The sequence below is a fragment of the Spirosoma pomorum genome, from assembly GCF_054776615.1.
The window spans coordinates 44314-69888 of the sequence record NZ_BAAHBP010000001.1; the positions used below are offsets into that span (position 1 = coordinate 44314).

At 51.2% G+C, this 25575-nt stretch carries 25 protein-coding genes; 8 read left to right on the forward strand and 17 right to left on the reverse strand.

Annotated elements, in window-relative coordinates; translation table 11 throughout:
* Window positions 1–46 precede the first annotated feature (46 nt).
* Window positions 47–415, forward strand: coding sequence for a MerR family transcriptional regulator (locus ACYVAD_RS00190; protein WP_461137451.1), 369 nt, complete (start codon window positions 47–49; stop codon window positions 413–415).
* A gap of 18 nt (window positions 416–433) precedes the next feature.
* Here the strand turns inward: ACYVAD_RS00190 and ACYVAD_RS00195 are convergent, their stop codons facing one another.
* Window positions 434–1903, reverse strand: a complete 1470-nt coding sequence (locus ACYVAD_RS00195) for a hypothetical protein (RefSeq protein WP_461137452.1) — start codon at window positions 1901–1903, stop codon at window positions 434–436.
* Between the two features lie 179 nt (window positions 1904–2082).
* On the opposite strand from ACYVAD_RS00195, the gene dprA reads away from it, so the two are divergent.
* The gene (gene dprA, locus ACYVAD_RS00200; protein WP_461137453.1) at window positions 2083–3192 is read left to right on the forward strand and encodes a DNA-processing protein DprA; all 1110 of its coding nucleotides are present in this window, start codon (window positions 2083–2085) and stop codon (window positions 3190–3192) included.
* Here the strand turns inward: dprA and eutC are convergent.
* The gene (gene eutC / locus ACYVAD_RS00205) at window positions 3146–3943 is read right to left on the reverse strand and encodes an ethanolamine ammonia-lyase subunit EutC (RefSeq protein WP_461137454.1); all 798 of its coding nucleotides are present in this window, start codon (window positions 3941–3943) and stop codon (window positions 3146–3148) included. The genes dprA and eutC overlap by 47 nt on opposite strands.
* Before the next feature lie 53 nt (window positions 3944–3996).
* The gene (locus ACYVAD_RS00210) at window positions 3997–5379 is read right to left on the reverse strand and encodes an ethanolamine ammonia-lyase subunit EutB (RefSeq protein ID WP_461137455.1); all 1383 of its coding nucleotides are present in this window, start codon (window positions 5377–5379) and stop codon (window positions 3997–3999) included.
* Between ACYVAD_RS00210 and ACYVAD_RS00215 the strand changes: the two genes are divergently transcribed.
* Window positions 5373–5540: a hypothetical protein gene (locus ACYVAD_RS00215; RefSeq protein WP_461137456.1), complete on the forward strand. Its 168-nt coding sequence runs from the start codon at window positions 5373–5375 to the stop codon at window positions 5538–5540. The genes ACYVAD_RS00210 and ACYVAD_RS00215 overlap by 7 nt on opposite strands.
* Window positions 5541–5717: 177 nt before the next feature.
* Here ACYVAD_RS00215 and ACYVAD_RS00220 read toward each other — a convergent pair whose 3' ends face one another.
* The 5 genes from ACYVAD_RS00220 to dusB form a co-directional block, all read right to left on the reverse strand.
* Window positions 5718–8315: a YfhO family protein gene (locus tag ACYVAD_RS00220; RefSeq protein ID WP_461137457.1), complete on the reverse strand. Its 2598-nt coding sequence runs from the start codon at window positions 8313–8315 to the stop codon at window positions 5718–5720.
* A gap of 130 nt (window positions 8316–8445) precedes the next feature.
* Window positions 8446–8787: a hypothetical protein gene (locus tag ACYVAD_RS00225; protein WP_461137458.1), complete on the reverse strand. Its 342-nt coding sequence runs from the start codon at window positions 8785–8787 to the stop codon at window positions 8446–8448.
* 178 nt (window positions 8788–8965) lie between these two features.
* Window positions 8966–9526 carry a ribosome recycling factor gene (gene frr, locus ACYVAD_RS00230; RefSeq protein ID WP_461137459.1) on the reverse strand — a complete coding sequence of 187 codons (561 nt, stop codon included), beginning with the start codon at window positions 9524–9526 and terminating at the stop codon, window positions 8966–8968.
* A gap of 66 nt (window positions 9527–9592) precedes the next feature.
* On the reverse strand, window positions 9593–10324 hold the full coding sequence (gene pyrH, locus ACYVAD_RS00235; protein WP_461137460.1) for a UMP kinase: 732 nt from the start codon (window positions 10322–10324) through the stop codon (window positions 9593–9595).
* A 150-nt stretch (window positions 10325–10474) separates the two neighbouring features.
* Window positions 10475–11467, reverse strand: a complete 993-nt coding sequence (gene dusB, locus ACYVAD_RS00240) for a tRNA dihydrouridine synthase DusB (RefSeq protein ID WP_461137461.1) — start codon at window positions 11465–11467, stop codon at window positions 10475–10477.
* A gap of 139 nt (window positions 11468–11606) precedes the next feature.
* Between dusB and ACYVAD_RS00245 the strand changes: the two genes are divergently transcribed.
* The 3 genes from ACYVAD_RS00245 to ACYVAD_RS00255 are packed head-to-tail and all read left to right on the forward strand — an operon-like array spanning window position 11607 to window position 13653.
* Window positions 11607–12572 carry a lysostaphin resistance A-like protein gene (locus ACYVAD_RS00245; RefSeq protein ID WP_461137462.1) on the forward strand — a complete coding sequence of 322 codons (966 nt, stop codon included), beginning with the start codon at window positions 11607–11609 and terminating at the stop codon, window positions 12570–12572.
* Window positions 12573–12620: 48 nt separating this feature from the next.
* Window positions 12621–12839 (forward strand): putative signal transducing protein, encoded by a 219-nt coding sequence (locus tag ACYVAD_RS00250; protein WP_461137463.1) that lies wholly within the window; start codon window positions 12621–12623, stop codon window positions 12837–12839.
* Window positions 12820–13653, forward strand: a complete 834-nt coding sequence (locus tag ACYVAD_RS00255) for a phosphatidate cytidylyltransferase (protein WP_461137464.1) — start codon at window positions 12820–12822, stop codon at window positions 13651–13653. The genes ACYVAD_RS00250 and ACYVAD_RS00255 overlap by 20 nt, the downstream gene beginning before the upstream one ends.
* Window positions 13654–13742: 89 nt before the next feature.
* Here ACYVAD_RS00255 and ACYVAD_RS00260 read toward each other — a convergent pair whose 3' ends face one another.
* Window positions 13743–14798, reverse strand: coding sequence for a redoxin domain-containing protein (locus ACYVAD_RS00260; RefSeq protein WP_461137465.1), 1056 nt, complete (start codon window positions 14796–14798; stop codon window positions 13743–13745).
* A 376-nt stretch (window positions 14799–15174) separates the two neighbouring features.
* On the opposite strand from ACYVAD_RS00260, the gene ACYVAD_RS00265 reads away from it, so the two are divergent.
* Entirely contained in the window at window positions 15175–15903 is a 729-nt protein-coding gene (locus ACYVAD_RS00265) for a carboxypeptidase-like regulatory domain-containing protein (RefSeq protein WP_461137466.1), read from the forward strand.
* Between the two features lie 67 nt (window positions 15904–15970).
* Here the strand turns inward: ACYVAD_RS00265 and ACYVAD_RS00270 are convergent, their stop codons facing one another.
* Complete coding sequence (locus ACYVAD_RS00270) at window positions 15971–16756, reverse strand: UDP-2,3-diacylglucosamine diphosphatase (RefSeq protein ID WP_461137467.1); 786 nt, start codon at window positions 16754–16756, stop codon at window positions 15971–15973.
* A gap of 181 nt (window positions 16757–16937) precedes the next feature.
* Between ACYVAD_RS00270 and ACYVAD_RS00275 the strand changes: the two genes are divergently transcribed.
* Window positions 16938–17687, forward strand: coding sequence for a hypothetical protein (locus ACYVAD_RS00275; protein WP_461137468.1), 750 nt, complete (start codon window positions 16938–16940; stop codon window positions 17685–17687).
* 289 nt (window positions 17688–17976) lie between these two features.
* Here the strand turns inward: ACYVAD_RS00275 and sppA are convergent, their stop codons facing one another.
* The 7 genes from sppA to pepT all read right to left on the reverse strand — a co-directional run bounded on the left by sppA (window position 17977) and on the right by pepT (window position 25560).
* Window positions 17977–19746, reverse strand: coding sequence for a signal peptide peptidase SppA (gene sppA / locus ACYVAD_RS00280; RefSeq protein ID WP_461137469.1), 1770 nt, complete (start codon window positions 19744–19746; stop codon window positions 17977–17979).
* Between the two features lie 163 nt (window positions 19747–19909).
* Window positions 19910–20521 carry an inorganic pyrophosphatase gene (locus ACYVAD_RS00285; RefSeq protein WP_461137470.1) on the reverse strand — a complete coding sequence of 204 codons (612 nt, stop codon included), beginning with the start codon at window positions 20519–20521 and terminating at the stop codon, window positions 19910–19912.
* Window positions 20522–20707: 186 nt separating this feature from the next.
* Window positions 20708–21700 carry a glycosyltransferase family 2 protein gene (locus ACYVAD_RS00290; RefSeq protein ID WP_461137471.1) on the reverse strand — a complete coding sequence of 331 codons (993 nt, stop codon included), beginning with the start codon at window positions 21698–21700 and terminating at the stop codon, window positions 20708–20710.
* A gap of 70 nt (window positions 21701–21770) precedes the next feature.
* Window positions 21771–22475 (reverse strand): tRNA1(Val) (adenine(37)-N6)-methyltransferase, encoded by a 705-nt coding sequence (locus ACYVAD_RS00295; protein WP_461137472.1) that lies wholly within the window; start codon window positions 22473–22475, stop codon window positions 21771–21773.
* The gene (locus ACYVAD_RS00300) at window positions 22475–23113 is read right to left on the reverse strand and encodes a ribonuclease H1 domain-containing protein (RefSeq protein ID WP_461138497.1); all 639 of its coding nucleotides are present in this window, start codon (window positions 23111–23113) and stop codon (window positions 22475–22477) included. Before ACYVAD_RS00300 ends, ACYVAD_RS00295 begins: the two co-directional genes overlap by 1 nt.
* A gap of 161 nt (window positions 23114–23274) precedes the next feature.
* The gene (locus ACYVAD_RS00305; RefSeq protein WP_461137473.1) at window positions 23275–24234 is read right to left on the reverse strand and encodes an MBL fold metallo-hydrolase; all 960 of its coding nucleotides are present in this window, start codon (window positions 24232–24234) and stop codon (window positions 23275–23277) included.
* Window positions 24235–24312: 78 nt separating this feature from the next.
* Window positions 24313–25560 (reverse strand): peptidase T, encoded by a 1248-nt coding sequence (pepT, locus tag ACYVAD_RS00310; RefSeq protein ID WP_461137474.1) that lies wholly within the window; start codon window positions 25558–25560, stop codon window positions 24313–24315.
* Between the last annotated feature and the right edge of the window lie 15 nt (window positions 25561–25575).

Below are 25575 nucleotides of genomic sequence, written 5' to 3' on the forward strand. Positions count from 1 at the left end.
TACGGCAAAACTTGCATGTTTAGAGGAACGTCAGCAAGTTTGTCAAATGAATGGGTCGGGTAAGCTGTATTACGGCATCAAAGAAGTAGCAGACATGGTCGGCATTAACATGTCGAAGATTCGCTACTATGAGAAAAAATTTCCGTCGTTCAGCCCCAAGGTAAATCCTGACTCTGGCGAGCGTTCGTACACGCTGGCTAACATTGACCACCTCCGCGAAATTCTGGATCTGGTAGACAATCAGGGCATGACGTTGCAAGGTGCTCAGAAATTCCTGGAAAGCCGGAATGCCCGTCGTCGGGAAAACGCCCGGGTTACGGCTAAGCTGGTTGACATCAAAGATTTCCTACAGAAACTTCGCGACTCACTGGACGAGCAGCCCCAATCCGAAGATCAGCCTGCTGAGCCGTCATAACGTTTTTGAAGCACCAGTCTAACGGGGCAACCCTTTGATGACGATGATCTGGCTTGCCTGATTTTCGCCCGCTCGTTTCGAGCCGCCGTCCACCCCCCGATAGCGATTACCTACCCAGGTATGTGATTGTAGCCCAACGGTAAACGTATTGGGTACGCCAATGACGTCGGATACATCGATCATCCCGCTGATTTCCCAGCCACCAAGTCGCGAGGGTCCACCAACGTTATATTTAGCCGCGTCAGCTTCGTTTCGGCGGTGATCAATCATGAGGACCGGCTTCAATTCGCCTGTGCTCAGGTTATACTGATACAGGTAGGCATCGTGCGTTTCATTCCCGTACCCATTCGGGTCTTCCTGAATATAGGCGTAGTTTTCGGTAACGGTAATGTTGTCCGGGTCCTGAAACGTTTTAGCGACCCCGTTCCGATCGTCGCCATCGAGTACGACTTCCAGCGCGCCTTTAGTCGGGTCGGCCGCATCCAGCGTCATCCGGTAGATCCGGCCGTACATGGATCGGGAGTAATCGGCGTTGGGACCGCCAATACCCTGACCCGTTACGGTGAAAAACACCTCGCGGGCGTTGCTAGCTTTGTTGCCTTTCCGAAAGTCAACGTCCTCGACCCGGCCAAATTTAAGCGCATGCAGCTCGTTTACCCGCCCATTAATCTGATTGCCCGTCAGCGTCTTGTGGTTATCGATTTTGACAAACTCGACCGGGTATTTAGTGCCGATTTTCATGTCCATTTCCCGCTGATTCCCGTCCGTCCGTTTCAGCATGTACAGCGTTCCGTTTTCCAGATCGCCGACGGTATTTGATACGTACATCGCAACCTGGCCGCCCGTTACGTCGGCATTATCTTCACCGACCACGATTATAGTTTTACCGGGATACGCCAGTTGGGGTAAGGGAACCGCGTTTTCGGAACTCCAACGTCCTAGTCCGGCTACTTCTTTCGAGGTACCAGCCGTCGTCTTGGCATCGGCGTAGGGATTAAGTGCGTGGATCCGTGACTCCTCCCCGCTTTCGCCAGAAGTCAGAAACGTCGGTCCGAAGCCCTGCACCTCTGGAGTAGCCATTGTTGCTGAACACAGCCGCCACTGGCTCCCGTCTGAATTGAGCAGGTACTCGCCTTTGACGGGTCTGAAGGTTTTGTCCAGCGTTAGTCGCGACACGGCGAAGTTATCTTCGTGATTGACCAGCATCGTGTACGTACCGTCGGTATTTTTCAGCAGCCCTTCCCCATCTGCCGACCCGGCAAACACGTACGACGGCGACTGCTTGAGGGTATCATCGCTGCTGATGAGCGAATACAGTTCGACCTTCTCAAAGCCAGGCAGCAGCTTGGCTAATACTGGCGTTACCGACTGATTTTTCAGGATAACATCGGACTGAACAACGCCGGGCTCGGTACGGTCGGCACAGGCCGCCACACCCAATAAAATACCCGCCACGACCGACGGCAAATAAACTGATTTCAACTGCATAGTCTGATTACTGCGTCAACACCCAATGAGAGCCAGGCTACTGTACCCAACTCCCTTGCCGTTACGATCTTATCTACCCGACTGCCTTCTAATAACAAAAGAGATTGGATAGCTAATAGTACTAGTATGATGTGCCTAAATATACGTAAACTGGCTCAGTAATCCCTACCGTACGCTTCGTGACGCATAACTTACACCAGGTTGCCCTGACGCTTGTTCCCGGCGTGGGCAGTATTCTCATTCGCCAGTTGATTAGCTACTGCGGGTCCGCAGACGACGTGTTTCGGTCCCCGCTAGGTCGTTTATTAAAAATTCCGGGTATTGGCGAAGTAACCGCCCGCTCCATTCACAAACCCGATGTTCTGACAGCCGCTGAGCGGGTACTTAAGCAATTGGAAAAGCTGGACGCCCACAGTCTGTTCTTCATCGATAAAAACTACCCAGCCCGTCTCAAGAATCTGTACGACGCTCCCGCCATGCTGTACTTTCGCGGCTCCGGCGATCTCAACGCTTCTCGCACCATCGGATTAGTCGGTACCCGGCAAGCTACTGACTACGGACGACGAATTACCGCCGATCTGATTGAAGCGCTTGTTCCTTACGGCGTTACGATTTTCAGCGGTCTGGCTTACGGCATCGACATTGCGGCCCATCGGGCCAGCCTGACGAGTGGCTTACCAACCATCGGTGTTATGGCCAGTGGGCCCGATATTATTTACCCGCATGTACACCAGAAAACGGCCCAGGAAATGCTCGTCCAGGGTGGCCTACTCACCGAAAGTGTCCCCGGCACCAAACCCGACGCCCACCTATTTCCGGCTCGAAATCGAATTATTGCCGGTTTGAGCGATGTTGTGGTCGTAGTCGAAGCTGCGGCCAAAGGGGGAGCGCTTATCACAGCCGAATACGCCAACAACTACCACCGCGACGTATTTGCCGTACCCGGCCAGCTAAACCAGACGTTTTCGGCGGGATGCAATAAGCTGATTCGGGAAAACAAAGCGCAGATTTACACCAGCCCCCGGGACCTGATTGAAGCCATGAACTGGGACGCACCCGTATCCGAGCCATCGCCAAAAGGTATTCCACCGGCGCTACCACTCGACATTACAGAGGAAGAAAGCCAGATTCTGGCCCTGCTTCGCCAGTCGGCTACGTTGCACATTGACGACCTGAGCTGGCAGACGCAAATTCCAATGGGTCGGCTGGCGTCGGTGCTCCTTAATCTGGAGTTTCGGGGCTTTATTCGATCGCTGCCGGGGAAGACGTATGCACCAGTGTATGCGTAGGCATTTCGTCTTTCAGCGCAACGCCCGATAGCCGTCGCGCTTTCATTTCGGTGAGCAGGTAGAACAGTTTTTGAGCGGCCAGCTCGTAGGGATAGCCTTCCGGGCGGATGTTTGACACGCAGTTGCGTAGTTCGTCGGTCAGGCCGGGCCGGGGCCGGTACGTCAGGTAAGCCCCCAGGCTATCGGGCGAGGACAGGCCAGGTCGTTCGCCGATCAGAACAAGCAGCAGTTCGGCGCCAAAGGCGTGGCCTATTTCGTCACCCACGGCTACGCGCCCCTGCTCAACAACACAAAACGGAGCCAGTTGCCAGTTCTGCTGACGAACCAGTGGCAGCAGCGCCGTCAATAGGGGAACGACGTGCTGTTCAACCGCAAAAGCCGATAAGCCATCGGCGACAACAATGCACAAATCAATTACTGGCTGTTCATCCATTTCGGCCAGCCGCACCATCGATCCGTAAGCCAACTGTCTACCTAAATCGGGACGCTTCAGGTAGACCTGCCGATCAGCGGCCCGGCTGTGGAGTATAATGGAGTCAGCCTGAAGCGTATTCAGCTTGGTTAACAACGTATTGGCATCCAGTTGGGCGTGTACGGCATCGCGGGCGCGGGCGTGATCGAGTTGAAATTGCAGCAAGGCGTGGGTCGTCAGACTGTGGCCAGTACGTCCCTGCGCAATCCGGGCGGCCGTATGCTCGCTCAGAAAAGCCCAGGGATCACCCATGTCTTGTTTCTCGCTACCCTCGCTCATTGTTCTGTCAGTTAACGATTAGAATTCACTTGTACTGGGCGGTACCCATCGGGTCAGAGCGAGGTTACAGATTCTACCAGTCGATGTCCTGATTGTGCCGGCAGGAGTTGCAAGCGTTCGTTCATGATACCTATCTGTAGCAACCACTGCTCAAACTCGGGCGCTGGTCGTCGTTGCAGCACATTACGGAGATAGAGTGCGTCGTGGAAAGACGTGCTCTGATAGTGCAGCATCACATCGTCCGCGCCAGGTATGCCCATGATATACGTAACACCCGCGGTGCCGAGCAGCGTCAGGAGCGTATCCATATCGTCCTGATCAGCCTCAGCGTGGTTCGTGTAACAAACGTCAACGCCCATCGGTAAACCCAGCAGTTTCCCGCAAAAATGATCTTCCAGACCAGCGCGAATGATTTGCTTGCCGTCATAGAGGTATTCGGGTCCGATGAATCCAACGACTGAGTTGACCAGCAACGGCTCGAACGCCCGCGCCACAGCATAAGCCCGCGTTTCGGCGGTCTGCTGGTCCATGCCGTGGTGAGCATTGGCCGACAAGGCACTCCCCTGCCCCGTTTCAAAATACATAACGTGCTGGCCAACAGTCCCCCGATTAAGCGAGCGGGTCGCATCCAGTCCTTCCCGCAACAACGCCAGACTCACACCGAACGACGCATTGACGGCCTCGGTCCCCCCAATGCTTTGAAACGCCAGATCAACGGGAGCGCCTTGCTCAATGGCCTGAATGGTTGTAGTCAGATGGCTCAAAACGCAGGTCTGCGTCGGAATCGCAAACCGTTCCCGCACGGCGTCCAGCATCGTCAGTAATTGTACCGTTGTCTGCACATGGTCGGTGGCGGGGTTGATTCCAATCACCGCATCGCCGGAGCCGTACAGTAGGCCATCAACAAGGCTGGCGGCTATACCACGCAGATCGTCGGTAGGGTGATTGGGTTGCAGACGCGTCGATAAACAGCCGCGTAGGCCAATCGTGTTCCGGAATCGGGTAATGACTTCGCATTTGGCAGCCACCGTGATCAAATCCTGATTACGCATCAGTTTCGACACGGCCGCGACCATTTCGGGCGTCAGTCCCATCCGTAGGTTAACCAGGGTTTGTGGATCAGCTTTTTCCGAGAGCAGAAAATTACGTAGGTCACCGACCGTCTGGTGACTAATGGGCGAAAAGGCCTCGGCATTATGTGTATCAATAATCAGCCGCGTTACGTCATCCTGCTCGTAGGGGAGAACGCTCTCGGTCAGAAAGGTAGTCAGCGGCAAATTGGCCAGTGCCATCTGAGCCGCCACCCGTTCCTCGGCCGTTTCAGCCGCAACACCCGACAACTGATCACCCGACCGCAGCGGAGTCGCCCGCGCCAGCAGCGTTTTTAAATCGCTGAATACGTAATTTTTTTGGCGAACGGTATGGCGGTATGGCATACGGACGAATGAATGACGTAATGAAACGAGAGCTAGTCTTTTTTCAAATTGATGTGAATCCCACCCGGTTTCCCATTCTTCCCTTTCTGACCGTTTCCAGCTCCACTAAGACCACCATCTCCGCCGAGCCCACTGATGGATGCAGCGTGGTTCCTTTTTAGAATTTTGACCAAGTTGCTTCGCCGACTGGCAGCCCAGTGTAGCGAACACAACTCCTGGCAGTAACAGTGTTCTCATGTTGATTCCCGTTGTGATCAAATTTTCTGTTATAGCTGGCTGTCGATGCTTAAGGTACAAAAAATCCCCTGATCGAACAATCAATCAGGGAACACAAATCATTAGCGCGTTCTTGTTTTCGGCCCGACTTTCGATGGCTCCGGTGTGCTGGGAATCACCGGTTCGGGTACCAGCTCCGGCTCGGTTTGCCGGTTTCGGGTGACCCGGAAAATGACGAACGCGATCAGCGCGATCAGCAGGACGTTAAAGATCAGGTCGATGGTATCGCCAAGTTTGTTCAGCGGAGGAGCAAACGTAAATTCAATCGTGTGCTTTCCCGCCGGGATTCGCATGGCCCGCAGAACGTAGTTGGCCCGCAGGTGCGGAGCTGGCTTTCCGTCGATGGTCGCCTGCCAGTCTTCGTTACCCCGGTAATAGATTTCGGAGAAAACAGCCAGTCCATCGCGAGTAGCATTGGCCTGATAGACCAGCTTGTCCGGACGGTAGCTGGTCAGTTGAATGGCACTACCTGTATGGTCCATCACGGCAGGAAGATTACCCAGTTCTGTGGCAAACCGCTTGTCGACCACGGCCGAGTCGCGCGTACTCAGCGTTTTCATAGCCGCAATTTCGTCATCGGCGTTATTCACCTGACGCACATTGCCCACGAACCAGGCCGCGCCCATCACTTCCGGATTGGGCAGTGCTACGGGGCCCGACTGCTGTTGCGGATTAGCGGGATCCGGCTGACCTCCCTGAATCACGTATTTCGCGTTCAGCATGTTCAGGATGTTGAGCGTGTTCGGCTGGAAGGCATACGTAACGAGTTCCTGGTACCGGCGTAGTTTAGCCGCGTGGTAACCACCAATCGACCGGTGGAAATACGATGTTCGGTTGCTGTTCATGAAATCGACCGTCTGATCGAAGACACGATACCCCAATGATTTATCCCGTAGAATCTGTTCGTCAGCGGGTGTTGGCTGAAATACTTCAGCGACCTGCGTCTTGGTTACGAAGTCAGCATTGTTCAGGAATCGTTTGTCGACCCCAAACAGGTCGATTACGAGCAAGACCAGCAACACAGGATAAAAAATTCCCGCTTTGATTTTGTTGGTCACAAACGCCCAGACAACTCCAGCGGCCAGTACGATAAAGATGAATGAACGGATGGCATCGCTACGCAGCAGGGCCTGCCGATCGCGGATCAGCGCCGTCTGGAAATCTTTGGCCGCTTCGCCAAAATAACGGCTCAGTGAATCCAGATCGGTAGGCGTTTGAAACGAGAACAGTGAGCCACCCAACAATACCAGCACGAGCGCTAAACCACCCGTCAATCCGAAACTGATCAGCAGTGGTTGCTTGATTTGCACGAATGTCAGTTTTTGATTGACAATGGTCTGAATGCCCAGAGCCGCGCCAATACCCAGGAACAACTGCGCCAGACAAAGCGCCATCGTCATGGCCCGGAATTTGTTAAAATACGGCAGGTAATCAAACAAGGTATAGTTCACAATAGCCAGGTTTTTCCCCTGCGCCAGCGCGATCATCAGAACGGCCGCACTGAGCAGCCACCAGCGGATAGGGGTTCGGATCACGAACATACCCAGCACAAATAGGAACAACAGCACCGCTCCCGCGTAAGCCGGACCTCCCACCATTGGCTGATCGCCCCAGTAGGTCGGCGCACCCAACTCAGCAAACTGTTTAGCCGATGCCGGGTCAACCCCTTTTTCGGTCAGCGTTTTGTAAAATTCCGAATCGGTGGATAAGCCTCCGCCCGACGAGCCACCGAACGCATTCGGCACCAGCAGGGTCAGCGTTTCGGCTTTGCCGTAACTGTAGCTGAATGCATAATCTTTATCCAGACCACTTTTCGCTACGTTGCCCGACGATTTCCCGTCGGGATTAGTTGTCTTTTCGGTCAGCTCCGACGTACCGCGGATAGTTTCTTTCGTGTACTGATTCATGATCAGCAGCCGCTTGCCGAAACTACCGGCCGCCAGCACACCGGCCAGCACCAGAACGGTCAGCCCCATAGCCAGCTGTTTTGTCCGCCCCGCCCGAACTAAGGAGATTCCTTCGACCAGCACGTAGAGGCCGATCGCCATGAACAGGTAATACGTAATCTGGATGTGGTTGGCGCCCAACTCCATGCAGAAAAAATAGCCCGTCAGCGCAGCACCGATCCAGTAGCGTCCCCGTAAACACAGCACGACCCCGGCCAGGATACCTGAGCCAAAAGCCATAGCGTAGATTTTAGAAATATGGCCCGCTTCGAGACTGACGATACCGAACGTACCGAAGCCATATGAAATCGCCCCCAACGCTGATACCCAGGGATTACATCCCAGTACAACCAGTAGCAGATACGTACTAAGCATGAGCACGAATACTACGTTTGCGGTGTTTGGCAGTACGTTAATGACGGCCATCGTAGCCTTATATACCAGAATGTTCGGGTAATTGAAATCGATCATGTAACCGGGCATGCCACTGAAGACAGCGTCCGTCCAGAGTGGTTTTTCGCCGGTTTGCTGCGCAATTTCACGGATTTCGCGGGCTGACGCGGTACTTTGCTGTACATCGGCCATGGATAAGGTTTTGCCCTGCATGACCGGAGAGAAATAGGCAATCGCCAGCAGCAGCAGCCCCAGCACGGCAATTAGGTGCGGCAGATAGCCGCTCCGCTTTTGCGGTTGAGAAAGGGTAGGTTGATTCATACAAAAAACTGGTACGTAGCCCAAAGATAGGGGTTTACGCGCAAATGGGCAGAAGCCTTCTTCGGCTATCCAGTAGTTCTAAACGTAGCAATCAGGAAATAGATTGTCACGCCTGAATCAACTGACGTCGTTAGTTGAGGTAGGTCTGTGCGTAACCTAGCAGGAACTGCCGAATCTGACTGTCGTTGACCCGTAAGTTTTCCGCTAGTATTTGTTTTTGCATCCAGTACTTTTTCAGGGCTGGCGGTTCCGTTACGTCGATGGTCGCGATCGTCAGCTGAAGTTGCTGGACCGCCAACTCCCGATCAACTTCTTCGGCAGGTTTCAGATTCGTGCGACTGGTTTGCTCATCCAGCTGCCGACGTAACCGATTACGGTCGCGCAGCCGCTGCCGATGTTTTTTTAACTCGTCCGCATAGGCCTCGCCTATTGCCTGAATCTGCGACTGAATTTGCGCATTTTGTTGCGCCAATTGGTGACAGATAGCCTGCGGGGATATTCTTTCGGAAAAATCTCTCAAATTACTCACGACGATAGACGTATTATCCAGAGGAAACGAGTCGACTTACAGCCTGTAAACTACAAATAAACGAATAGCCGAATCCCAATGAACAGGATTCGGCTACTAAATACGTTTTTTATTGTCAGTTTTAGACCGCCAGGATGTCTTTTTCTTTCGCTGCGAAGGTTTCGTCGACCCGGGCAATGAACGCATCCGTCAATTTCTGAACACGCTCTTCGCCAATTTTCACGGCATCTTCTGATACGCCGTCTTTGGTCAGTTTACGAATACCATCGTTGGTGTCTTTACGGATGTTGCGGACGTTAACTTTAGCCACTTCAACCTCTTGTTTTACCCGCTTGACGAGGTCACGCCGACGCTCTTCGGTCAGCGGAGGAACGCTAAGCCGGATTTGTTCGCCGTCGTTGTTCGGTGACAGCCCAACGTTTGAGTTCCGGATTGCTTTTTCGACCTCGGCGATCAGTTTCCGCTCGAACGGTTTTACCACCAGCGTACGCGCATCAGGCGTCGTTACGGAGGCTACCTGATTGAGGGGCGTCGTTACGCCGTAGTATTCAACCTGAATGCCATCCAGCATCTGGGGACTAGCTTTCCCGGCGCGGATTTTAGTCAATTCAATAGATAGGTGCTTGAGCGCCTTTTCCATCGTGTCTTTTGCATCGTCGAGGTATAGCTCGATCTCTTCCATTGGTAAATACCTGATTTATTTAGTTGACGGAACGAATCGCGTTCAATAATACGAGTTTGCTTGTAACTAGTCTTTTTTCGACGAAACCAACGTGCCGGTTTCTGTATCGCCCATGATTACCTTCATCAGGCTACCCGATTCGTTCATGTTGAACACGATAATGGGCAGATCGTTTTCCTGGCAGAGCGTAAAGGCAGTCAAATCCATTACGTTCAATTTCTTCTCGTAAACGTCTTCGAACGAGATTGTCGTATAACGCGTAGCCGTTTTGTCTTTCACCGGATCGGCGGTGTAGATGCCGTCTACCTTGGTTCCCTTCAGTACAACGTCTGCTTCGACCTCAATGGCCCGCAAACTGGCCGTGGTATCGGTCGTAAAATAAGGGCTGCCCGTACCCGCGCCGAAAATCACCACGCGGCCTTTTTCGAGGTGACGCACGGCCCGGCGACGAACGTAAGGCTCGCATACCTGCTCCATCTTGATCGCCGACATAACACGGGTGTACATGCCATGTTTTTCGAGCGAACTTTGGATTGCCATCGCGTTAATTACGGTGGCCAGCATGCCCATATAGTCACCCTGCACCCGGTCAATTCCCGAGCGTTCGCCCGAAACGCCCCGGAAGATGTTTCCTCCACCAATGACAATAGCTACCTGAACGCCCAGGTCAACTACCTGCTTGATTTCCTGACTGTATTTTTCCAATACGGCTGGATCAATATTGTAGCCGCTAGGGCCAGCCAGCGCTTCTCCGCTTAGTTTAAGCAGGATTCGTTTGTACTTCGTTTGCGATGCCATGAAAGGAAATTTTGCGGCAAAGATAGGGAAAAGGCCGGAAGCTGAACAGCCATCCTGTCGGAAACCGCCGAATCTGCGCATTCTCTCCTACTCAGGGGTAACTCGCTGTCCTTGATACGGCCCTGCCCTAGATCGGCTTACCAGTTACCATCAGACGGCAACCGCTTCTGCGTATCGCTCCGCTATTTCATCTAGTACGGCGCTGGTTTCGACGTAGGTATTTGTCGTCACCAACTGTTGCCGGTATGGCTTGAAATCGGGTAAGCCTTTGAAGTAGTTCGCGTAATGGCGACGCATTTCAAAAAGACCAACGATTTCACCTTTCCAACGGATGGAAAAATCGAGGTGTTGTCGGCAAACGGCTACCCGGTCCGCAATCGTAGGAGCGCTTCGGTGTTCGCCTGTGCGGACGAAATATTTAATCTCATCAAAGACCCAGGGATGCCCAATACTGGCCCGGCCAATCATCACACCGTCAACACCGTATCGATTTTTGTACTCCAGCGCTTTTTCGGGCGAGTCAATGTCTCCATTTCCGAAGATGGGGATCTTGATCCGCTGGTTGTCTTTGATACGACCAATAAGCGTCCAGTCGGCCTCCCCCTTATACATCTGCACCCGCGTCCGACCGTGAATCGTCAGGGCCTGGATACCAATATCTTGTAGGCGTTCGGCTACGTCCTCGACGTTCTTGGTACTGTCGTCCCAGCCCAGCCGCGTTTTAACGGTTACGGGGAGATGCGTAGCTCTGACAACGGCGTCGGTCATACGGACCATCTTGGGGATATCCTGCAACAGTGCAGCGCCCGCCCCCCGGCAGGCCACGTTTTTGACGGGACAGCCGTAATTAATGTCAATCAAATCCGGATTCGCGCGCGTGGCAATTTCAGCGCAGGAACCCATTGTCTCCACATCGGAGCCGAAGAGTTGAATACCGATGGGACGTTCATACTCGAAGATATCCAGTTTCTGCACGCTCTTGGCGGCATCCCGGATCAGCCCTTCGGACGAAATAAACTCCGTGTACATCAAATCTGCCCCGTTGGCTTTGCAGACCGCCCGGAATGGGGGATCGCTGACGTCCTCCATCGGAGCTAATAACAACGGAAAATCGGGTAGTTCTATATTGCCAATTTTAACCATACTGCTTTCTATCAGTCACTATTCGAACGAATGAACGTTTGTTCGTTTATCCCTGACGCTAATGTTTTAGCACAATCCCAATGACCAAATAGTTCCTTTTTGCGGATTATGGGAATGCTTCAGTAAATTTACGCCAAATATGCCATCAATCTACGTACCACATCATACCGCTCCTCAGCCGCCAACTCTTGGTGGGCTAATCATGCTTATTGGTTTTGTGCTGGTCGGTGGCGTACTCAGTACGCTGCTGATTCTGCTGCTAGTCATGGTTAATCAAGGCATTAGCCCTGCTGAAGCCAGAGAATACATCACAACCCTAGCCGCGAATCCAGCTTCAGTCCGTGATGGATGGTACACGTTGATGATACTCCAGGCAGTCAATCACCTAGGTACATTTTTGCTTCCTGCCTTGCTGTATTGGTATGCTGTAGAACACAAAACCTGGTCCGTTTTTAATCCTCACCCGGTCACTAAGCTGACGGGACTTGTCGTTGTAGCGGCTGTCGTCATTGCTTTCATGCCGTTCGACGGACTGATTATTGACTGGAACCAGAACGTACATCTACCGCAAACACTGGCTCCGTTGGAACAATGGATTCGGGATAAAGAGAAAAGTCTGGAGGGAGTTACCAAGTACCTCACTACGTTTTCGAACACGGGACAATTACTCATCGCGATTCTGGTTATCGCTATCATTCCAGCTATTGGCGAGGAAACTCTTTTCCGGGGCATTCTGCAACGCAACCTGACGTACTGGACGGGCAACGTGCACGCGGGCATCTGGATTGCGGCCGCTTTGTTCAGTGCAATCCATGTTCAGTTTCTGGGTTTTGTTCCGCGGATGTTGCTGGGCGCGTTATTTGGCTACCTTTACCTCTGGTCGGGAAATCTCTGGATACCAATCCTGGCCCATTTCGTCAACAATGGGTTCACAGTTGTAATGGTTTACTTATACCAGCACAAACTGATCTCAATGGATATCGAAAGTCCCGATTCAGTACCTATGGCAACGGCCCTAGCGTCGCTGGCGCTCACGGCTGGTCTACTCTATTATTTTCGCCAACTCAATCAGCACAACAAGGTTCATTCCTCTGCCAATCCGTAGCAGGACAGAATTACGTTGCAACACTGACTGAATCACGTACAATCATCAATGACTGAAAACTGGGAATCTGTTTACACGACCCCCCTTCCTCACCGGGCCGAACTGGCGAAAGCGCTGTTGCTGGAACACGACATTCCGGCCGTCGTGATCAATCGGCAAAGCAGCAGTTACCCCGCCGTGGGATTGGGCAAAAGTGAAGTACACGTCATGGGCAAGGATGCGATTCTGGCCAAAGTAATTCTGGAGAATGAAGCAACGTTTAGCTAGTATGACTAACCTCCAGCAACGGGTCATTGCGGCCATTGTGGGGGTTCCGTTTATTCTTTTTATGATTTGGTATGACGCCTGGACCTTCGCGCTCCTGTTTTGCGTCATTAGCGCTCTAACCCAGCGTGAGTTCTATCGACTATTGGGCCTGGACGGCTTCGAGCCGCTGACAGCCTACGGTACGCTGGTTGGTGTCATGATCTGCGTACTGGCTTATTTTGTCGAAACCGACCAGCTCAGTACGGGCAGTTACTTTTTGATCTGTCCGGCCTCGTCAATGATCTTTCTGATCAAGCTGTACAAAAAACGCGATATGAAGCCATTCACCAACATTGGCTTCACCTTTCTGGGCATCATCTATGTCGCCATGCCCTTCGCGCTGCTAATTATTCTGGCGCTCCGCAATAGCTCATTCCATCCCATGATCATTACGGGCTGTTTGCTTTTGCTATGGGCCAGTGATATTGGGGCGTATTTTGCGGGTACATATTTTGGTCGCCGGAAGCTTTTTGAACGGGTATCACCGAAAAAATCCTGGGAAGGAGCCTTGGGTGGTGCAGCCGCTGCGGCCCTAATCGCGCTCGGTCTGGCCTTCTACGCTCCCGAGCTTCGTCCCTGGCAATGGTACTGCGTCGGTGGTATCATCGTCGTGACGGGTACCTACGGCGATTTGGTCGAATCGCTCTTTAAGCGCAGCATCGCCATCAAAGATTCGGGTAGCAGCATTCCCGGACACGGGGGCTTCCTCGACCGCTTCGACGGGCTCCTGCTGGCGGCTCCCTTCATCATTACGTTCCTGAAGCTGTTTGCCTGATTCTTGATAGACAGCAAATAGCCCTCACTGATTCTGAATCGATTCAAACGATCTGGATCAGTAAGGGCTATTTATTATCTGGTGATTGCTCAGCGTTTTTCGCCGAGTAACTCAGCAACTTTTTTGGTTAGTTCTTCTCCCCGGAGATCATAGCCCTGAATTTTCCCCGCCTGATCGATTAAAAATAACCGGGGAACGCTATGGATAGCATAGTTATTCATAATCTGGCTTTGGTCTGTCGCCATTAATTGTGTACCTACTGGTGTGTGGCGAGCGAGCGCACGCTGCCATTGGTTAGGATCTTTGTCAACGGAGATACCAACAATTTCTAATCCATCTTTAGCATACTGATTGTGAAGCGCTTTCAACGTCGGAAACTCTTTGATACAGGGGCCACACCAACTCGCCCAGAAATCAAGTAGCACCAACTTGTTATTTTTTCGAACCGACTCCAGACTACTGGTCCCCCCCTGGCTGGTCGGCAGTACAAATTCAGATGCATCCGCGCCAATAGCTATTTTTTCTCGCTCTGCTGCCCGTTTTGCCATTTCTTGTTCCAGTGCCTGAAACGTACGATACAAAGCCAACTGAGGTCTGAACTCATTGAGCATGTTCACGACATAGGCATCACCCATACCCGATGCCTGCAATAGGTATAGATTGAAAAAGGTGTAGGGTTTTTGCTCAATTGTTTTCCGCTGTTGAGTGCCAGAATAAATGCTTAACGAGTCATTCTGCTTCCTCAGTTTGTTAAATAGGACAGTATCGCCTTTTTGGGTTGCCGCCTGCCGCTGTTTAGAAAGCGATATGAGTTGCTCTCTAATCGGGTCAATAACTCCCGAGTTATAATTCTCCCACTGCTCGTGCAGCTTGGAACCAGATACCTGAGCGTTCCCTTTGTCTTTTAGTTCCACGCGGATCGGTGACGCTTCCAGAAAGACGGGGTAGCTCAGATCGTCAGTATTTATCCTGATCCAGTGCAACCCAGGATCTTCCAAGGCACCCTTGAACGTAAACTGTCCTTGCCTGATACGGGCAGAGTCGATCGCTACGTCGTTTTGCTTAAGCAAATACACGGTTCCGGTTACCGAAGGAAGAACCTCTCCAGTCAGTACAAACGTTTGCGATGGTTTTGTCTGGGCCATCGCAACATGGGCAAGCTGCCATAATAAGAGTAATGAAAACAAAGAACCTGCCCTAAACTTATTCGGGTAAAATATCGAATCAGTAGTCATTATTTAAACAGTTTAAGGTGCGTGGTACTACTAAAGCCAGAAGGCTTTGCTAAAGTAGCGAAGACCCAATTAGATTAAAATAGTTATAATTATAAATAAAAAAAGACTATCAACCGGATTACTTTGTACTATGTTCTATCGTTGCTTAGCGATGGTAATGTCGTTTAAACCCTCGGTTCATTCCTTTAATTATTCTTAAATTATTGGGGTAAATGCGGCTGACCTGTAAATCATTCGTTATTTTGTGTGGTTAAGTAGAAAAGGGCCTGTTTTCGGGCCGGTCAGCATGAAGCAATTACGAATTTATGTACTGCTGGGGCTGAGCCTGTTTCTGTTAGCGGGGCTATGTACGGAAACCCATGCGCAAGGACAGGATCGGCAGGTAACGTTTACAGGATTTATCACGGGTGGTAAATCGAACGAAGCTCTCCCTGGCGCTTATATTTACATACCCAAAGCTGGTCGTGGCGTTTTGTCAGCCCCGAATGGTTACTTTGCGTTGCCCGTATTCCCCGGCGATAGTGTTATTTTCAGCTACGTTGGCTTTCGGACCCAGTACCACGTGATCCCCCGCCGACTGACCGAACAGACGTACTCGGCCGTCGTAGCGTTGCAGGAAGACGTAAAAACGCTGGCTGAGGTAAAAGTTTACCCCTACGCTACTGAGGAATTGTTTAAAGAAGCGTTTGTCAACCTAACGTTGCCTGACGAGAAAGAACGGCAGAATTTAGCTAAGAACATGGATCCGGCGGCCATTATGCGGCAGGCGGCTACCATGCCAATGAGTGCATTGGCCAATCACCAGAACTTTGTCAATAATCAGTTCTTTGGCCGCGAGTCCATTGTTGGCCGGAGTCAGGTGCCCACGTTTGCCTTCACCAACCCGTTTGCCTGGGCAAATTTCATCCGATCCGTCAAACGAGGAGATTTGAAAAACAAGGAATGGCGAAGCGAGGTCAATAAAGCGCCCCGCGAGAACGTATCCCGAAAAGATATTTTACAGCAGGAAAATTAATCCTGGCCTTATTTACTTATCAATCCACGCAAAGTAGGCGCTCCACACGAGTTGCCTACTTTTGTTTTTATACAGATACCGGCGACCAGGTTTTTAGTGTCAGTTTGTCTCCGTCGAAAACACCGTACGTTTTAGCGTGCACCCATTCACCTAGGTTGATGTAACGACTGATGGGCGAAACAGCTAGATCGAGCGGCAAGTGTCGGTGTCCAAATACGTAATAATCGTGGTGCTGGCTGGCTTCGACTTCCTGACAGTAGAGCATAAGCCATTCCCGGTCCTCACCCAGAAACTCCTCTCCTTTTTCCTCGTTACTGATCCGGCTCCGACGCGACCAAGCCTGTGCCAGACCAATCCCCAGATCAGGATGCACGTACCGGAACAGGCGACGCGCTAAACCGCTCTCGAATACGCGTTTTAATCGCTTGTACGTAAAATCACCGGGACCAAGCCCGTCGCCATGACCAACCAGAAATTTCTTGTCACCAATGGTATACGTTCTGGGCTCACGATAAACCGGAATACCCATTTCCTGGGTAAAGTAATCGTTCATCCACATGTCGTGATTTCCCGTGAACAGTTCAATTTGCATACCAGCATCCGTCAGCTCAGCCAGTTTGCCTTGTAACCGGATAAAGCCTTTGGGAATGCTGCGCTTGTATTCGAACCAGAAATCAAATACGTCACCCACCAGAAAAATCACTCCCGCGTCAGCACTAACCTCGTTCAACCAGGACACAACCGCCTGCTCGCGGATACGGCTTTGTTCGGGAGAAGGGGTACCCAGGTGAAAATCAGACGCGAAATACGCTTTTTTATTGGGAGCGAGCGAAATGGTATCAGTCGTGGACATGCAGAAAAATAATCAGCTACAAACTTACGGAGTGATTGGTATCGTATCACGCCCACTCGCTAGCGATCTTCTGAAATTAGACGTCGGTATACAGTTTAGTCAAAATATAACGTGTTTAAACACCGAAGCAGCGAAGTTTGTATTCGATGAAATACTAATTTTGGGTTTTCGACGATACATCATGAAAATTAAAACTCTATTTCTGGTTTTACCCGCCCTTTTTCTGGCCTGTGGAACGAGCAACAATACTGATGATGCTAACGACGCAGCCGGAACGGGTGGCGCCGACCTGGCGAAACGGGTAGTAGGTGTTCAAATCCTGAGTACGGAAGGCTTTTATGACCAGCCCTGCGCCATGCTGGGCGAAGAATACATCCGTAGCACCTTCAACGTTGCTGAAGACGTTGCCATCACTGAAGGTGAAGGGCACGAAGGAAAAGGTTGTTCTTACGAATGGGCTGGAAATAAAGTAGAGTTGTCGTTTGTTGGTATTCGTCCATTCGAATCGATTTTCCGGGCCGAATACGTGTTCGACGTTCGCTATCAGAACAAGCCTAAGGTGGCTGAAGCTCCAATTGAAAAGCCAGAACCCGTAGCTACGGAAAATGCTGAACAGACGGCTACTGCCAGCGCTGAAGCAAAACCGGACGCATCGGCAAACGGATCATCCGAAGGAGATTCGGTTTCGTTACCAACGCCAATGGCTGAGCCAGCTGTTAACACAGGTCGTTTTGCGGCTGTTACGGGCTTGGGCGATAAAGCCGTTTGGGATGCCAGCACAGGTACGATGCACATTCTGTACATCAACCACATTTTCAGCGTACGCGTAGAATCGAAAGATGCAGCAGCAACGCGGAAAGACCGCGCTGAATCGATTGCGGAAGCCTTACTGGAAAAAATCTCCGAAGGCGAATACAAAAAATTCCTGTAGTAGGTAGCAGACTCTATTTCTACAAAGCCGGGATGATGTGATTTACACGTCATCCCGGCTTTTTTGTGTATCTGACCTACGTAATCTTCACCAATCCTGCCTTCAATCAAGACGCTATTGGTTTGAGATTACTTTCCCCAAAAAAGAAAAGGCCTGCGCAGAAACTGCACAGGCCTAATGGATTACAAACCAACTATTGCCGGGATATGAATCTCCACCAATTAACTAAGCAAACAATAACCTATTACTAATCAGATTATTCGCATTCTTTTATTTACCACTATTACAATTACCGAATTTTCATCTCAAACGGCAACCGGGCCTGAATACCTTCCAACGTCTTAAGCTTTTTCAGATATGTTACGTATGGCGCTAATTCGCCAACTTGTGCCTGAAGCTTGGTTTCTTCATCGCCACTGAACGAAGAAAGGATCTGCTCGATAAATGGCTTTTTGCGAGGCTGGTATTTCAGCCGGTAATCTCCTTCCTGTAGCTTTGCCGAACGAGCAGCTAGCTTGACAGCATCATCCAGGCCACCCAGTTGGTCGACCAGGCCAAGGGCTTTCCCCTGCGATCCTGTCCATACCCGGCCACCGGCAATGGCAAGAATGCTGTCGACGGGAATTTTACGTCCAGCCGCTGCCTTACTCGTAAACTCCGCGTAGATCTGCTCCGTCCGACGTTGCAGCTTCTGCTTCTGAAACGGGGTCATTTCGTGCGTTAGCGCCGGAAAATCAGCGTTTTCGTTTGTTTTCACCCGATCGAAGCTAACGCCTAGCTTGTCTTTGAAAAAGTTTTCGGTGTTAAACAGCAACGAGAACACGCCAATAGACCCCGTAATGGTGTTAGGCTGCGCTACGATTTTATTACAGCCCATCAGCATATAATACCCCCCCGAAGCTGCGTAATCTGACATGGAACCGATCACGGGTTTCGTCTTACGAGCCAGTTGGACTTCGCGGAACATTACGTCCGATGCTAAGGCACTTCCACCCCCTGAATTAACCCGCAGAACAATTGCTTTTACGTTATTATCCAGACGAGCTTTCTTCAGTTCGTCTACGATCGTTTCTGAGCCGATGCTATTATCGCCCCCTTTACCGGACACGATGTCGCCGGAAGCCACAATCACCGCAATTCGATTTTTGCTGGTATTTTCCGTTTCGTTGGTATCGTCAGCCTCTTGATAATCTTTCAACGATACGTAGTTAATTTTCTTCTTAGCCTCAACGTCCAGCTGTTTGTGCAGCAAGGCATCCAGCTCATCTTCGTAAGCTACGTTCGTAACCAGCTTTGTGCGCAGCGCATCTTTGGGTTGCTCGATCGTCAGATTATCCGCGTACCGTTTCAGCGAATCTACCCGCAGATTACGGCTTTGCGCGATCCGAACCAGCATGTGATCGTTGATGGAGTTCAGAAACGAGGTCACCTGCCGTTTGTTAGGCTCACTCATGTTTTCACGAATGAACGGCTCAACCGCGCTCTTAAACTCACCCACTCGGAAAATCTCCGGCTTCAGTCCCAGTTTGTCGAGCGTTCCTTTAAAGAACGTCAGCTCAGCATCCAGCCCGTTCCATTCCATATCGCCTGCGGGGTTGAGGTATACTTTATCGGCAACGGAGGCCAGATAGTATCCTTTTTCATCCATCGTTTCAGCGTAGGAATAAATGAATTTCTTCGACTGTTTGAAATCGATCAGCGCGTTACGTATCTCTTCGACCGACGCCCAACCGGCCTGCGGATGCTCACTCTTCAGATAAATTCCCTGGATATTATCATCCGTTTTTGCTTTCAAAAGCGCCTTTTTTATCTCGACCAGACCGATTGTGTTATTTGGTCCACTAAAGGCACCAAACCCAGCAAACGGATTTTCACTGCCGCGCTCTTCAATTGGATCGTCCAGATCAATCTTCAGTACCGAATTCGTTTTTACCTGTGTAGACCGATTCGCCGTCGACGAAATAGCCGCACTAAATCCAATCATTAGAATAAACCCAATGACCGAAAACAACACTAAGCCAACCAGCGTGGCCAGAACGTATTTAAAAAACTGTCGCATGAATCACAAAACTTGGATGTATCAATACACGGTAAACAAATTTACGTCAGAACCGGGGCAATTGGGTTCGATAAATGTTAAGTGCGCCAATGACCGGATAAATGGTCGTATAGCAAAACGACCCGGCTGGGCCAGGTCGTTTGTATTAATTGTCAGTATCTTATTAACGAGGCATCGCGTCGTAATCCTCCATCGATGCTCTGATGACATCACAAGCTTCTTCGCGGCCGTAGATCGCTGCCAGTTCCATTACAGCTGGCTCATCGGGCAACGTTTTATAGGTCAGGAAGTAGTGACGCAGGCGTTTTACGACTCCTTCTGGCAAATCAGCCAGTTCGCGAAAATGACCGAACATCGCATCCCCCTTCAGAACGGCAATGATCTTATCGTCAGCTTCGCCTTTGTCGATTAGGCGAAAACCACCAATAGGAATAGCCTGCAACAGGATGTCGCCATGAGTAATTTCCCGCTCGGTCAGTACGCAGATATCCAGAGGATCGCCGTCTCCTTCAGCAATCGTCCGTCCAGCCCGCTCCGATGCCAGTTTCGCAATCCGGTCTCCACAGAACGTACGTGGCACAAACCCGTACAGCGCTGGGATAATGTTTGAGTACTGCTGCGGCCGGTCAATTTTCAGATAGCCGGTTTCCTTATCAATTTCGTATTTTACCGTATCGGTTGGTACAATTTCAATAAACGCTGTAATAACATCGGGCGCAAATTCGCCCGGAGAGATGCCGTGCCAGGGGTGTGCTTTAGATGGAGTCTTTGCCATTTTGTCAGATTGAGTCGGCTCGGAAAAAGCTTGCATACAAGTAAAAGAAAAACCTGGAATAATCCAGTCAATGACAGATGAAATAACGATTCCGTTTTTTCTGCCGCTCTGTCTCTAGAAACACAGCAGAAAAAACGGAATGGTTGTAAATATACAATCCAAAAATCACACCAAGTATTTTTTCGCTTAAACGGACACGGACCCCGAAAAGCCAATCCGCTCGGCAATCTGGTGTTCGCCCGAGTGGTGCATACTTTGCCGAACCAGCATCTCACCGATGAAGCCTGCCAGGAAAAGTTGAACACCCAGAATGATGGCAACCAGGCCAAAGAAAAACAGAGGGTTGTCAGTCGCGTTTCTGAACTTGACGCCCTGCGAAATATTGATCAGCTTTTCAATGATCAGCCAAACAGCCAGTACGGATCCAATAAAAAACGACAGCGTGCCGAGCGTGCCGAAGAAGTGCATGGGCCGCTTACTGAACCGATGGACGAACCCAATGACCAGTACATCCAGAAAGCCGTTCACAAAGCGTTCCAGTCCGAACTTCGTCGTCCCGTACTTGCGGGCGCGGTGCTGCACGATCTTCTCGCCAATTTTGCTAAATCCATTCCAGTTGGCTACGATAGGCAGATTTCGGTGCATATCGCCGTAGAGTGATGGCGCGATGGTTTTAACCACCTTTTGCCGATACGCCTTCAGGCCGCAGTTGAAATCGTGTAATTGTACGCCCGAAATCCAGCGTGATACGGCGTTGAACAGCTTGGTCGGCAGCGTCTTCGTTAGCGGATCGTAACGTTTCTGTTTCCAGCCCGACACCAGATCATACTTGTCCTCTGCGATCATGCGGTACAACTCGGGAATTTCATCAGGGCTGTCCTGCAGGTCAGCGTCCATCGTGATAACCACCTTACCGCGGCAGGCCTGAAAACCGGTTTGCAGTGCCGTCGTCTTGCCGTAGTTGCGGGTGAACCGAATCCCCCGAACGTGCGGATTACGTTCCGACAAGCTTTCAATTACGTTCCAGGAATCGTCGGTACTACCGTCGTCCACGAACAGGATTTCATATGTATAGTTCTGTTCCGTCACCACCCGCACAATCCAATCGTGCAGTTCAGGCAACGATTCGTCTTCGTTGTAGAGTGGGATCAGAACGGTTAATTGAATTGATTCAGTCATGGAGTGTATTACCAGTTCCCCAGGTTACGCAATTTCTGGATGAGTAACGGCAGGCCAAGCACAAAGGTATTCAGAATATCAGGTAAAAATCACGGAGTAAATGCTGGAAAGCGTTCGTATACGTCCGACCGTCAAGTTCGTAAACCGCCAACGTTTCGTCCTGACAGGTATTCTGTTTGTAAGCGAAGCCAGTAAGTATCCGAAAAACCGGTTTCTGTTCATGATGCTGCAAGGCCAGCCTCCGAACGGGTAACAAGTTGTACGATCGGGCTAGTTTGGCTAATTGACCCGCTTCGTAGGGAGGGAGTAAAACCCACCATTGCCCACCGGGTTTCAATAACCGATTGACGGCCGTCAGCAAGTCGGAGAAAGATAACTCGTCGGTGTGCAACGCCCGATTCACGGCGGCATTCGGAGAACGTAGGTGATTGGTGTAAAAAGGCGGATTGGTCAGAATGTGATCGTAGCGCTGCGCTGGTTCAAAGTCTTGGATGCGGGCGTTACTTACCGTTACTCGATCAGCAAACGGACTGGCGGCTACATTTTCCGTGGCCTGCCCGGCTGCGACCGGGTCGATCTCAACAGCATCAATCAACGCTGTTGCGTTACGTTGGGCGGCCATCAGCGCCAGCAAGCCCGTTCCGGTACCGATGTCAAGAATTCGGACATTGGGGATATCAGCCAGGCCCGACCAGGCGCCCAGTACGCAGGCATCAGTGCATACTTTCATCGCCGTGCGATCCTGCTGAATGGTAAATTGCTTAAACCGAAACATTATTTTCTGCCAAAATCCGCCGGGTTTTCGCCCCAGACAGTCGTTTCCCACTTCAACACCGGGTTGGCAAACCGGTGCGTTTTCAACCAGTTTTCAGCCCGTTCGATCAAATCGAACAGCTCGGCGTTACGTCCCGTTTCTTCCAGTTTTGTATTCGCCCGCTTATTCTTCACCCAACTGATCGCCGTACGCGAATCGGAATAGATGGGAATATTGCTGTTCTTCTGGTGTAGCAATGCCAGCGCATGAACGATCGCCAGAAACTCACCGATGTTATTGGTCCCGTCGGCGTACGGCCCTTTCAGAAAGAGTTTTTGCCGGGTGGCCAGATAAATGCCCTGGTACTCCATGTCGCCGGTAGCTGTATTCCAGGCCGCATCGACGACCAGACTGTCTTCGATGGGCTGCCCAACCAGCTCCGACAGTTTCCCCTGCTTGCCAACGGGTTTAGGTCCCTGTCCAATGTGCAGGTGTGGTTTTTCTTTGAATGCTTTAAGAGCGGCAGGCTTACTATCAAAGGCTTTAAACAACGCTCCGTCGAAACCCGCCGTCTGCCGCTGACAGTCGGCCCAGGAATCAAACACACCCGCTTCCCGACCTTTCCAGACAACGTAAAATTTAGGTTTCTTCGCCCCCATACCATTTATTTTTCCGCAAAAGTAAAGACTATTCGTCTGATCAGATGATTTCTGACCAGCTTCGCTCATCTGTCTTTTACTGACAATCATACGTTGCTAACGCAGAAGCGGGTTCGACGTTTAGTGTCGAACCCGCTTCTGCATTTCTTGTTATTCGGTCTTTATCGCTTATTAGACAAGAAGAAAAAGGCTACCAAACCCAGGACCACACCTGCACCAATAGCCCTCGCTACGTTATAGGACGTTGGCGTTGGCATATCTACGATGCCCGTTTCGTCGGTTATCGCTGGCTGTTTTACGTAACGCCCCTCCGATGGAATAGATAACTTCTTGAAGTCATGCGCCAGCCTGTTCAAACCTAATTCGAGGTCAAGTCCCCGCACGGATACGCCGTGCCCTGTACCTGCGGCTTTGGGATTCAGGTTATTTAGCAGTTCGACCGATTTCTGGGCCGCTTCCCAATCGCAGGTAAAGTAAGCCGGTGGTCCGTGAAACTCTTCGCGCTGTGTGGCAACGGCTGTAACTTCATTTTGGTTCGTTGTTACAAAGGCGTCACCGGCAATGAGCGTACGGTCCCGATCCCGGAACAGCGAGACATGGCCCGGTGCGTGTCCCGGCGTATGAACTACCCGCCAGTCAGGCAGTTCCGGAATTCGTCCATTGTCGGCAATTGCTTTAATTTTATCCCCAAAATCCGTCGGTCCGATCGGGAATACCCAGGACATATAGGCCATACCGCCCCCACCAATACCTGGATCTGGTGGCGGATAACTTGATTTTCCCTGTAAGTAAGGCAGTTCAAGCGGATGGGCGTAGACTGGTACGTCCCAAGTTTCCAGGAGCGTCTTCAGGCTACCAACGTGGTCAGCGTGCCCATGCGTCAGCACAATGGCATCGGGGCGTGCGCCGGGCCCAAACAATTCTTCCGCTTTTTTCCGGATTGAGTCAGCGTAGCCAAAGAAACCAGCATCGACCAGTACCCAGGGATTTCCTATACCCGGTTCACCAATAAAGAATACATTAACAAACAACGTTTTCAGTCCAGCAACGTCTGCAGTGACATCATACGGCGACGACAGACCCGTTCCTACGGGTGTATCCAGTTCAAGTTGGCTTTCCATACGCGTTGAGATTAGTTTGCCATTCAACCTAGTCAACCGATAGATTGTTCAGTACAACCATCAAACGCCTGCTGCCCGTTAGCTACGCTCTTCCCAGACCTGCGCTACGTTGACAATCACCTCCACGGCTTTCTGCATGTCCTGTACCGATACCCATTCGAGCCGCGAGTGAAAGGCGTGCTCACCCGCAAAGATATTGGGACAAGGCAAGCCCATAAACGACAACCGAGAGCCATCCGTCCCGCCCCGGATGCTACGCCGTTCGGCGTTCAGCCCTGATCGACGTATCGCTTCCAGCGCGTTATCGACCACCGCCGGATGCTGATCCAGTATTTCTTTCATATTCCGGTACTGCTCTTTAACGGCGAACTGCGCCGACGAACCGGGGTAATTTTTCAGCACGTCGTTGAGTTGGTTTTCCAGATACGTTTCCTTCTCCTGGAGACCACCTTCGTTGAAGTCACGGATAATGAAGTCCAGCACCGCCTGGTCCTGATTGCCTTCCAGTCGGGTCGGGTGAATAAAGCCGTCCTTCTGATCGGTCGTTTCGGGAGAAATAGCGTTTTTGGGCAGCAGTGCCAGCAGATCAGCCGCAATCTTGATAGCGTTTTCCAGCTTGCCTTTGGCAAAACCGGGATGCGTGCTGACGCCCTGAATCGTGATCGTTACGCCATCAGCCGAGAAGGTTTCATCTTCCAGCGTTCCCAGCGCTTCGCCGTCGATGGTATAGCCAAAGTCGGCGGCCAGCTTTTCGATGTTAACCTTTTCGGTTCCCCGGCCTACTTCCTCATCAGGGGTGAACAGCAATCGGATTTTCCCGTGCTTTACCTCCGGATGCGTTACCAGATAATGAGCCGCGTCCATAATCTCGGCAACACCGGCCTTGTTGTCGGCACCCAACAGCGTTGTGCCGCTGGCCGTAATAATATCGTTGCCCAGTTGCTCCCGTAGATCGGGATGATCGGCAACGCGGATGACTTGCGCCGGATCGTCCGGAAGAACAATATCGCTTCCATCCCACTGGGAATGAATAATCGGCTTCACCCCCGCCCCCGTTACGTCTGGCGACGTATCGACGTGGGAGCAGAAACAGATCGTGGGAACGTTCGTTTTTTCCGTATTGGCTGGCAGGGTTGCGTACACGTAGCCCCATTCGTCCATTTCGGCATCGTCAATCCCCATGTCAATCAGCTCCTGCACCAGCACTCGGCTCAGGTCTTTTTGTTTTTCGGTACTGGGGTTCGTTATCGACTGTGGATCCGACTGCGTATCAATCTGTACGTATCGCAGGAAGCGATCGACTGCGGTAAACTGATAGTGTTGCATTTGATAAGAAAGCAA

Coding starts and splice junctions, on each gene's coding strand:
- ACYVAD_RS00265 (WP_461137466.1), top strand. CDS start 15,175: ATGAAGCAATTACGAATTTATGTACTGCTGGGGCTGAGCCTGTTTCTG.
- ACYVAD_RS00245 (WP_461137462.1), top strand. CDS start 11,607: ATGCCATCAATCTACGTACCACATCATACCGCTCCTCAGCCGCCAACT.
- ACYVAD_RS00285 (WP_461137470.1), bottom strand. CDS start 20,521: ATGGCAAAGACTCCATCTAAAGCACACCCCTGGCACGGCATCTCTCCG.
- ACYVAD_RS00300 (WP_461138497.1), bottom strand. CDS start 23,113: ATGGGGGCGAAGAAACCTAAATTTTACGTTGTCTGGAAAGGTCGGGAA.
- ACYVAD_RS00215 (WP_461137456.1), top strand. CDS start 5,373: ATGGCATACGGACGAATGAATGACGTAATGAAACGAGAGCTAGTCTTT.
- ACYVAD_RS00190 (WP_461137451.1), top strand. CDS start 47: ATGAATGGGTCGGGTAAGCTGTATTACGGCATCAAAGAAGTAGCAGAC.
- ACYVAD_RS00275 (WP_461137468.1), top strand. CDS start 16,938: ATGAAAATTAAAACTCTATTTCTGGTTTTACCCGCCCTTTTTCTGGCC.
- ACYVAD_RS00195 (WP_461137452.1), bottom strand. CDS start 1,903: ATGCAGTTGAAATCAGTTTATTTGCCGTCGGTCGTGGCGGGTATTTTA.
- frr (WP_461137459.1), bottom strand. CDS start 9,526: ATGGAAGAGATCGAGCTATACCTCGACGATGCAAAAGACACGATGGAA.
- ACYVAD_RS00270 (WP_461137467.1), bottom strand. CDS start 16,756: ATGTCCACGACTGATACCATTTCGCTCGCTCCCAATAAAAAAGCGTAT.
- ACYVAD_RS00260 (WP_461137465.1), bottom strand. CDS start 14,798: ATGGCCCAGACAAAACCATCGCAAACGTTTGTACTGACTGGAGAGGTT.
- dusB (WP_461137461.1), bottom strand. CDS start 11,467: ATGGTTAAAATTGGCAATATAGAACTACCCGATTTTCCGTTGTTATTA.
- ACYVAD_RS00290 (WP_461137471.1), bottom strand. CDS start 21,700: ATGACTGAATCAATTCAATTAACCGTTCTGATCCCACTCTACAACGAA.
- ACYVAD_RS00210 (WP_461137455.1), bottom strand. CDS start 5,379: ATGCCATACCGCCATACCGTTCGCCAAAAAAATTACGTATTCAGCGAT.
- sppA (WP_461137469.1), bottom strand. CDS start 19,746: ATGCGACAGTTTTTTAAATACGTTCTGGCCACGCTGGTTGGCTTAGTG.
- pepT (WP_461137474.1), bottom strand. CDS start 25,560: ATGCAACACTATCAGTTTACCGCAGTCGATCGCTTCCTGCGATACGTA.
- ACYVAD_RS00255 (WP_461137464.1), top strand. CDS start 12,820: ATGAAGCAACGTTTAGCTAGTATGACTAACCTCCAGCAACGGGTCATT.
- ACYVAD_RS00220 (WP_461137457.1), bottom strand. CDS start 8,315: ATGAATCAACCTACCCTTTCTCAACCGCAAAAGCGGAGCGGCTATCTG.
- ACYVAD_RS00295 (WP_461137472.1), bottom strand. CDS start 22,475: ATGTTTCGGTTTAAGCAATTTACCATTCAGCAGGATCGCACGGCGATG.
- pyrH (WP_461137460.1), bottom strand. CDS start 10,324: ATGGCATCGCAAACGAAGTACAAACGAATCCTGCTTAAACTAAGCGGA.
- ACYVAD_RS00250 (WP_461137463.1), top strand. CDS start 12,621: ATGACTGAAAACTGGGAATCTGTTTACACGACCCCCCTTCCTCACCGG.
- ACYVAD_RS00305 (WP_461137473.1), bottom strand. CDS start 24,234: ATGGAAAGCCAACTTGAACTGGATACACCCGTAGGAACGGGTCTGTCG.
- eutC (WP_461137454.1), bottom strand. CDS start 3,943: ATGAGCGAGGGTAGCGAGAAACAAGACATGGGTGATCCCTGGGCTTTT.